This is a genomic window from Streptomyces sp. NPDC047706, assembly GCF_043204795.1.
Lineage (GTDB): Bacteria > Actinomycetota > Actinomycetes > Streptomycetales > Streptomycetaceae > Streptomyces.
This window is the reverse complement of record NZ_JBIDCW010000061.1, coordinates 1-4467: the sequence shown is the minus strand read 5'-3', so window position 1 is coordinate 4467 and position 4467 is coordinate 1. Positions and strand designations below refer to the sequence as shown.

5 protein-coding genes and 1 pseudogene are annotated in these 4467 nt (G+C 71.3%); all 6 read right to left on the bottom strand.

The genetic code is table 11. The features are described from left to right. Nucleotides 1-46 precede the first annotated feature (46 nt). The gene (locus ACGF8A_RS34470) at nt 47-736 is read right to left on the bottom strand and encodes a hypothetical protein (RefSeq protein WP_393114768.1); all 690 of its coding nucleotides are present in this window, start codon (nt 734-736) and stop codon (nt 47-49) included. Nucleotides 737-1043: 307 nt separating this feature from the next. After that, entirely contained in the window at nt 1044-2021 is a 978-nt protein-coding gene (locus ACGF8A_RS34465) for a hypothetical protein (RefSeq protein WP_393114766.1), read from the bottom strand. Beyond that, nucleotides 2018-2674: a hemerythrin domain-containing protein gene (locus tag ACGF8A_RS34460; RefSeq protein ID WP_393114764.1), complete on the bottom strand. Its 657-nt coding sequence runs from the start codon at nt 2672-2674 to the stop codon at nt 2018-2020. The genes ACGF8A_RS34465 and ACGF8A_RS34460 overlap by 4 nt, the downstream gene beginning before the upstream one ends. Nucleotides 2675-2771: 97 nt before the next feature. Further along, nucleotides 2772-3653, bottom strand: coding sequence for a twin-arginine translocase subunit TatC (gene tatC / locus ACGF8A_RS34455; protein WP_393114762.1), 882 nt, complete (start codon nt 3651-3653; stop codon nt 2772-2774). Between the two features lie 65 nt (nt 3654-3718). Beyond that, complete coding sequence (gene tatA / locus ACGF8A_RS34450; RefSeq protein WP_393114760.1) at nt 3719-3994, bottom strand: Sec-independent protein translocase subunit TatA; 276 nt, start codon at nt 3992-3994, stop codon at nt 3719-3721. A gap of 172 nt (nt 3995-4166) precedes the next feature. Continuing rightward, a pseudogene (locus tag ACGF8A_RS34445) lies at nt 4167-4467 on the bottom strand (hypothetical protein); the annotation flags it as partial.

Sequence of the window (4467 nt, the reverse complement as noted above, 5' to 3'; positions counted from 1 at the left end):
CGCCGCGATCTGGCACAACTTCCAGACCGGCCAGGCGGTCAGCCGCTCACTGACCGCCTACGACCACTGACCGTATTCGGAAAGACTCGTCTAGGTTGTCCAGTGGGACGCCGCCAGCCCAGCGCTGCAGCTGGTGGCCGTCGATGAGCTTGACCCCGCCTTGGCGGGAGGCCCAGAGCACGTCCGCGTGGCTGAAGGTGCCGAGGTGGACGACGACCCGGATCAGGCGGTCGACGCCGGGTCGCCCGGGCTCGCGCAAGTGAGCCAGGCCGCTCGCCACCTCGTCCTCGTCCGCTGTTGTGACCGGGCGGAAGGCGACGTCGAGTTCGCGGCCCCGGCGGTCCCGGGCATACAGGCGCGGCCGCCCCTCCCGCGCGCTCGGGTCGACCACCTGCCAACCGTCGCGCCGCAGCATCCGCCCGGTCGCGACCGTCAGACCGGCGTCATCAAGCCGGGCCAGCTCCGCCGCGGTGTAGTGGCCGCCGCGCCGGCGGGCGATCGGTTCACGCAGGCGGAAGCCCACAGTTACGGCGGCCGCCAGGAGAACGGCGCCGAGCACCAGGCCGCTGACGCCGAGCGCGCGGTAGAGCCAGGCAAGCAGCAGGGTGGGGACGAGCACGGCCAAAACCAGGCCGCCGAAGCCGGGCAGGACGTCGCGCAGCTCGGGACCATAGCGGCCCTGTGCCCGAAGTTCGGCGACCGCCCGCTGTCGCTGCGAGCGCCGAGACCCGGGCACGTGAGGACGTCTCCGCCACAGTTGCACCAGGGTCAACTCCCCATAGCCATAGCCATAGCCATAGCCATAGCCCAATCCCGTCCCGTCGTGCGTACTAGAGATGCCCCTCCATCCGCCGTTGATTTGACACTCCCGTCAGTTGCGGCGCGTTTCAGCCAGAGACTGACTGCAGGGTTGCGGCACACGACGGCGGCGCCGGGATGGGACGGAGTGATGATCCCTGGCTTAAACGACTGACGCCCGCGCGACAGGGGCCGACCGCCACGCGGCTCGGCGCCCCGGCGCGGGCGTTCCGAGGTGATCCGGGTCAGTCCACCGGGCCGCGGGCGGCGAGGCGCTCCAGGCGCGCGGCGGTGCCGTCACGGCGCGCGCGCCACAGACCGCACTTGGCCAGCAGACCGTTCGAGACGGTCAGCAACGTCTTGTACGGCGGCGCGGCCAGCCCCTTGGAGGTGTGGGGGGCGTAGCGGGCGCCGTCGTCGGTGACGGTCAGCCATCCGGTGAAGGTCCGCATGCCCACCCCGACGCACTGCGGCCGGAAGGCATGGGCGAGGAGTCCGGCTCTCCTGCCGCCGGGCGGCAGCAGACCCGGGGGCACGGCGAGGCGCAGGCCCGTCTCGTCGTGGCCGGTGACCGCCACCGGGAGGATGACGGGGAAGCCGTCCGCACCTCGGTAGGCCAGCAGCCGGTGCGGTAGCCCGCGGATCTGCCGTACGGCCGCGGTGACGTCGACGCGCGGGGCCGTACCGTTCTTCGGCGGATCCTGAGCGGGCGGTGTCTGCGGCCAGGTCGAGCCGGTGACCGTCATCGCGCCCCGGGCCGCCGTATCGGGCCAGAGCGCGACCCGTTCGACGCCGATGTCGACGAAGACCCGCTCCTGGTGGTACTCGCGCAGCAGCCAGTCCCACACCGGCCCGCGCTTGGTCTCGCCGAGGAACGGCTCCGAGGCGCGCATCAGGTCCGCCAGCCGCTCCGGCGACGGGCGCAGATCGACCGACGCGGTGCCCTGGGCGAGCACGTACGAACTGTTCTCGGCGAAGCCGTGGTCGCGGGTGTGGTAGGCGAGCGACACGTGCGGGTCGCGCAGGATGCGTTCCAGTTTCCTCGGGAAGCCGAGCGAGGTGGTGAAGCTGAGCAGGCCCGCCTCGCGGTCCACGAGGCCCAGCGGCGAGACGCTGGTGACCACGGCGCCGCCGGCGGGCGTGACCCAGGCGGCCGCGACCGTGAGGTCGCCCTTCATCACGGCCTGCGCCGCGTCCGGCCACCAGGCGGGCGTCGAGGTCATGAACCGGTCCCGCGCAGGATCCGCAGATCGTCCGCGGCCTGTCGACGCATGGCGGGCAGGAGCGGGCGCACCGGCTCCGGCAGGCCCGCGAGCACCAGCTCCACCTCGTCGGGTGAGCCCGCCTCGTCGAGGAAGCCGACCATCAGGTGCCCGGCGACGGGCGGCGTGGTCGCGATCACCCGCTGCGCGAAGTCCTGCCATGCGGCGGGGCTGACATGGTCGCGGAGGGCGGGCAGGAGCAGCGGCTCCTCATGGGCGAGGTGGTCGTGCACGATGCCGCGCACCGTTTCGGCCGCGTCCCGGAGCGCCGCCCGGACGTCCGCGCCGGTATCGTTCTCGTGGCCGTTCAGGTTCACCCCGGCCAGCGCATCGAGCGCGTCCGCGAGGGCCTCGTGCTCCTCACTCAGTCCGTCGAGCGCGGTCGCCAGGGCCGGCGCCGCCGCGACGATCCGCGGCCAGAGGTCGTGGTCCTCGGTCTCGTGGTGATGGCGCAGATTCCCGACGAGGAAGTCACGCAGTTGCGCCAGGGCGTCGAGTGGCACCGAAGGCCGGACGGCCGCCTCGGCGAGCAGTGTGGTGGCCACGCGGTGGACTTCGTGGACGACCCGGGTCTCCACGACCGCCGAAGATTCTGAAACGGATCCCATAGTCATGGGGGCGACTCTATTGATTATAGCATCCTACTGTCAATATGGTCACCTATCCCACCCGGCGGTCGCGGACGGTCACTGGTGAGTGGGCCGCCGCACGTCAGGGCCGGTCGTCGGCGACACCTGCGGCGGAAGCCACGGGGACCGGGGTCAGGTCCAGGGGAGAGGCTTCCGTGTCCGCGAGACCCGCGCCCGGCTCGGCGTCGCGCTTGCGCCGCCGACGGCGGTCGGTGCACCAGGCGACCGCGCACGCACCGAGGTAGAGCAGACAGATCGGTACGGCCAGCAGCACCATGCTGAGCGGGTCCGTGCTCGGCGTGGCGAGCGCCGCGAACGCGGCGATGCCCAGGAACATCGCACGCCACCAGCCGAACATCCGGCGCGCGGTGAACACCCCCGCGAGGTTCAGCAGTACGAGGAGGACGGGGAGTTCGAAGGACAGACCGAAGACGAGGACCATCCGGGTGGCCAGATTGAGGAAGTCGTCGACGGGCAGGAGGTTGGTCGCCCCGTCCGGGGTGAGGGAGATCAGCACCTGCGCCGTGGTGGGCAGCACCCCGTACGCCACGGCGGCACCCGCGAGGAACAGGGGAACCCCGGCACTGAGGAAAACCAGCGTGTACTTCTTCTCGCTGCGGTGCAGGCCCGGCGCGACGAACGCCCACAACTGATACAGCCACACCGGGCTCGCGGCCACGACTCCCGCGGTGATCGCCACCTTCAGCGCGAGGGAGAAGGGCGAGAGGAGGCCGTTGAGGGAGATCACGCCGCAGCGTTCCCCGTCGTTCTCACCGGTCAGCCCGCCCGGGGCGCAGCCGGGCAGGGGATCGATGAGGAAGCCGATGAGGTCCTTGTAGAAAAAGGCCGCGGCGATCGTCACGAGCAGGATCGCTCCGACGGCCTTCATCAGTCGGCTGCGCAGCTCGCGGAGGTGTTCCCCCAGGGGCATTCGCGCGGCGTCGTGCGGGGTACGGCTGGGCATGGACAGTCCCGGTCCCTTCATGTGCGGCACCGGCCGCACATGTGTCGGTCGGTGGTGACGGCGCTTCAGCGCCGGTGCGGGATGTCAGCCTCGGCCGCTTCGGGTGCCGTGTGACGGGCGCCCGCCGGCTGAAGGGCGGGGGCATGGGCGGGGGCGGCGGCATACGTGTCGGCCTGCGGTTCGTCCGCCTGGTCCTTGCGCATGGCCTGGGTCTCGCTCTTGAGGATCCGCAGCGACTGCCCGAAGGAACGGGCCATCCCGGGAAGGCGCTTGGCGCCGAAGAGGAGCATGACGACAACGAGGATGAGGATGATCTCGGGGGCTCCGAGCCTGCCGAACATGGTCGTTTCCTTTCCGCTGACGACGGCGCGGGAGCGGCGCTCCCATGCCGTCGGCCCGGCTGCCGGAGGATGCGGCGGCCCAGCCGTGGTGGGTGATCGGTCCGTTGACGGAGGGCGTCGGCCGGTGGGGCAGCCGACGGGGCGGCCCCTCTGGTTCGGGGCCGGTGATCTCTCAGGGCCGGGAGTCGCCCTTGGTGGCGATCGAGCCCGGTCCGGTGGAAGTCCCCGCATTCGCGGGGGTCTTCGACGTGGCGCGGCGGGGTGTTTCCGCGGCGGGATCCAGGTCCGCCGTGAGCTTGTCCAGGCTGAGGCTCTCGTCGTGGAGCAGGTGCTTGGACACGAGAGTCTTCGGGTTGAGGTCCTTGAGGTTCAGGTCCTTCAGCTCAGGGGGGAGTTCGTCACGAATGCTCGCTTGAGCGCTGTGCGAGAGCTGACGGACCCTGCGCAGGACACGCGCCGCGTCGGACACCAGC